The sequence below is a fragment of the Streptomyces sp. NPDC006450 genome (assembly GCF_040612195.1).
Classification (GTDB): Bacteria; Actinomycetota; Actinomycetes; order Streptomycetales; family Streptomycetaceae; genus Streptomyces.
Genome location: NZ_JBEXPT010000236.1, coordinates 1 through 3,747, shown reverse-complemented (window position 1 = coordinate 3,747; position 3,747 = coordinate 1). Strand labels below are relative to the sequence as shown.

The window sequence follows — 3,747 nt, the reverse complement described above, 5'->3', positions numbered from 1 at the left end:
TCGCCGGCCCCCCCCTTTACCTCCCCCCCCCCCCCCGTTCCCCCTGCGGGGGGGGGCGCGGGGGGGGGGGGGGGGGCCCCCCCCCCCCCCCGCCGCGCCCCCGGTCGCGCATTGACACAAGTAAGCGCCGCCTGCTCCGAGCGGGGAAGCGGGTACGGGTCGCCACAGTCAACCGCGAGGAAGCCAGACATGACCGTGCACTCCCAGGGAGCGGCGACCTCCGCTCCACAGGACGCACCACAGAAGTCCGTACGGGTGGCCGAGACGCCGCCGCCCGCCGGAGCCAAGGGAGCGTCCACGTCTCCTCGCGGGGGCAGAAAGTCGCTCCCTGCAGGGTGGTGGCCCTACCTCCTGGTCGGGCCGGCCGTGCTCAGCATGGCGGGCCTGCTGCTGTATCCGCTGGTCAAGAACATCATCCTGTCGTTCCAGAAGGTCGACAAGATCGAGTTCATCCAGCGGAAGTCGCCGTTCACCGGTCTGGACAACTACACCCAGCTGCTGGGCGACTCGCAGTTCTGGACCGTCGTGGTCCGAAGCTTCGCCTTCACCGCGGCCAATGTCGCGCTGATCATGATCATCGGCAGCCTCATCGGCATCCTGCTGAACAGGCTCGGCAAGTGGATGCGCCTGGTCCTGTCGATGGCGCTGGTGATGGCCTGGGCCATGCCGATCGTCGCCTCCGTGACCGTCTTCCAGTGGCTGTTCGACGAGCAGTTCGGCGTCATGAACTGGGTGATGCGCTCGCTCGGCTTCTCCGGCTACGAGCAGCACAACTGGTTCGGGACCGGCTTCGCCACCCTCGTGATCGTGACGGTCCTGGTGGTCTGGGGCTCGATCCCCTTCGTCGCCCTGAACATGTACGCCGGTCTGACCACCGTCAGCGGCGAGCTGTACGAGGCGGCCCGGATGGACGGCGCCAACGGCTGGCAGACCTTCTGGAAGGTCGTCTTCCCGAACCTCAAGTCGTTCTTCCTCGTCACCACGTTCCTCGAGGTGATCTGGGTCTTCAAGGCCTTCACCCAGGTGTACGCGATGAAGGCAGGCGGTCCCGACCGGGGATCCGAGATCCTGCCCGTCTTCGCCTACGTCGAGGGCCAGAGCCAGTTCCACTACGGCCTGGCCGCGGCGATCTCCGTCCTGACGATCCTGATGCTCGTGATCGTCATGTCCTTCTACTTCCGTCTGATCCTGAAGCAGGAGGAGGAGCAGTGACCACCACCACCGCCCCGAAGCCCGCGCCGTCCGCGAAGCCCGCACAGCTGCGCAACCGCCGGCCGGTCCGTCCCGGAGCCGTCGCCAAGAACCTCGGCGCCCTGCTCCTGGCCCTCCTCTTCCTCTTCCCCGTCTACTGGATGTTCTCCTCGGCGCTCAAGCCGTCCAGCGAGATCCTCTCCAAGGACCCCGTCTTCGTCTTCACCCCGACGCTGGACAACTTCACCAAGGCCACCGGTGTCGACCTGTTCTGGACCTACGTCACGAACAGCCTGATCGTCACCGTCGGAGCCGTCGCGCTGGCCCTGCTCGTCGCCCTCGCCGCGAGCTTCGCCATCGCCCGGATGAAGTTCAAGGGCCGCAAGGGCCTCGTGCTCGCCGTGATGCTGGCCCAGATGGCGCCCTGGGAGGTCATGGTCATCGCGATGTACATGATCGTCCGCGAGGCCGAGATGCTGAACAACCTCGGCGTGCTGACCGCGATCTACTTCGTGATGGTCCTGCCCTTCACCATCTGGACCCTGCGCGGCTTCATCGCCGCGGTCCCGGTGACCCTGGAGGAAGCCGCCCAGATCGACGGCTGCACCCGCGGCCAGGCCTTCCGCAAGGTGATCTTCCCGCTGCTGGCCCCCGGCCTGATGTCCACCTCGCTCTTCGGCTTCATCACCGCCTGGAACGAGTTCGCGATGGTCCTGATCCTGCACAAGGACAAGACCGCGCAGACCCTGCCGCTGTGGCTGACCCAGTTCCAGACGGCCTTCGGCAACGACTGGGGCGCCACCATGGCCGCTTCCTCGCTCTTCGCGGTCCCGGTGCTGCTCATCTTCGTCTTCCTCCAGCGCAAGGCCGTCGGCGGCATGACCGCCGGCGCCGTGAAGGGATAACGGCCCATGACTGTCCTTGCGCACCGCACAGACACCTTGACCCGGGACGCCCTCGCGGTCCTCCAGCCCGGCTTCGAGGGCACCACCGCCCCCGCCTGGCTGCTCCGCCAGGTCGCGGAAGGCCTCACAGCCGTCGGCCTCTTCGGCCGCAACATCACCTCGCCCGAGCAGCTCGCCGCGCTGACCGCGCAGCTGCGCACCGAGCGGGACGACGTCCTCGTCGCCATCGACGAGGAGGGCGGCGACGTCACCCGCCTGGAGGTCCGGGGCGGTTCCTCCTTCCCCGGCAACCTGGCCCTCGGCGCCGTGGACGACGTGGACCTGACCCGCGACGTCGCCCGCGAGCTGGGCCGCAGGCTCGCCGAGTGCGGGGTCAACCTCAACTGGGCCCCGTCCGCGGACGTGAACTCCAACCCGGACAACCCGGTCATCGGCGTACGGTCCTTCGGCGCCGACACCCACCTCGCCGCCCGGCACACCGCCGCGTACGTCGAGGGCCTCCAGGCCGCCGGCGTCGCCGCCTGCACCAAGCACTTCCCGGGTCACGGCGACACCAACGTCGACTCGCACCACGCGCTGCCGCGCATCGACGCGGACCTCGACACCCTGGCCGCGCGGGAACTCGTACCCTTCCGGGCCGCCATCGAGGCCGGCACCAAGGCCGTCATGAGCGCCCACATCCTGGTGCCCGCCCTGGACCCGACCCGCCCGGCCACCCTCAGCCCGCAGATCCTGACCGGTCTGCTGCGCAAGGAGCTCGGCTACGAGGGCCTGATCGTCACCGACGGCATGGAGATGAACGCCATCGCCGGGACCTACGGCATCGAGCGCGGCTCGGTGCTGGCCATCGCGGCCGGCGCCGACGCCATCTGCGTCGGCGGCGGGCTCGCCGACGAGGGCACCGTGCTGAGGCTGCGCGACGCGCTGGTCGCGGCCGTCCGCGAGGGCTCGCTCCCGGAGGAGCGCCTCGCCGAGGCCGCCGCCCGGGTCCGGTCGCTGGCCGAGTGGACCCGCCGGGTCCGTCAGGGCGCGCGGCCGGAGGGGAGCAGCGCGCCCGGCATAGGCCTGGCCGCGGCCCGCCGCGCGGTGGTGGTGACGGGTTCGCCCGCCGCGGCCGCCCCGGTGAACGCCCCGTACATCGCCACGCTCACCCCCGTCGCGAACATCGCGGTCGGCGACGAGACCCCGTGGGGGGTGGCCGGGGAAGTGTCCGCGCTGATCCCGGGCACCGAGTCGGGCGTGTACCCGCAGGGGTCCGCCGCCGCCGACATCCTGGCCGCCGCGGGGAACCGCACCGTCGTCGCGGTGGTCCGCGACGCGCACCGGCACCCCTGGATGACCGAGGCCCTGGACGCGCTCGTCGCGGCGCGGCCGGAGACGATCGTGGTCGAGATGGGCCTGCCGCGGGCCGAGCCGCGGGGTGCGCTGCACATCGCGACGCACGGGGCCGCCCGGGTCTGCGGGCGCGCTGCCGCGGAGATCATCGCGGGCGTCTGACCGGGCGGGGGGACCGGAGCCGGGCACCCGTCACGGGGGTGCCCGGCTCCGCCGCGTCCGGGTACGGCAGAAGGGCCGGGGCGCCCCGGGGTGGCCGCCGGGAGGCCGGGAGAAGGGCGAGGCGGGGTGCGACACAGCCGCGGGCGGGTGGTGT

General features: G+C 71.0%; 3 protein-coding genes. All 3 read left to right on the top strand.

Annotated elements, in window-relative coordinates; all coding sequences use genetic code 11:
* The first annotated feature begins 189 nt into the window (after window positions 1-189).
* The 3 genes from ABZY57_RS32310 to ABZY57_RS32300 are packed head-to-tail and all read left to right on the top strand — an operon-like array spanning window position 190 to window position 3,593.
* Complete coding sequence (locus ABZY57_RS32310) at window positions 190-1,212, top strand: sugar ABC transporter permease (protein ID WP_356518039.1); 1,023 nt, start codon at window positions 190-192, stop codon at window positions 1,210-1,212.
* Window positions 1,213-1,259: 47 nt separating this feature from the next.
* Window positions 1,260-2,096 (top strand): carbohydrate ABC transporter permease, encoded by an 837-nt coding sequence (locus ABZY57_RS32305; RefSeq protein WP_356518041.1) that lies wholly within the window; start codon window positions 1,260-1,262, stop codon window positions 2,094-2,096.
* 6 nt (window positions 2,097-2,102) lie between these two features.
* On the top strand, window positions 2,103-3,593 hold the full coding sequence (locus tag ABZY57_RS32300) for a glycoside hydrolase family 3 protein (RefSeq protein ID WP_356518037.1): 1,491 nt from the start codon (window positions 2,103-2,105) through the stop codon (window positions 3,591-3,593).
* The last annotated feature ends 154 nt before the right edge of the window (window positions 3,594-3,747 follow it).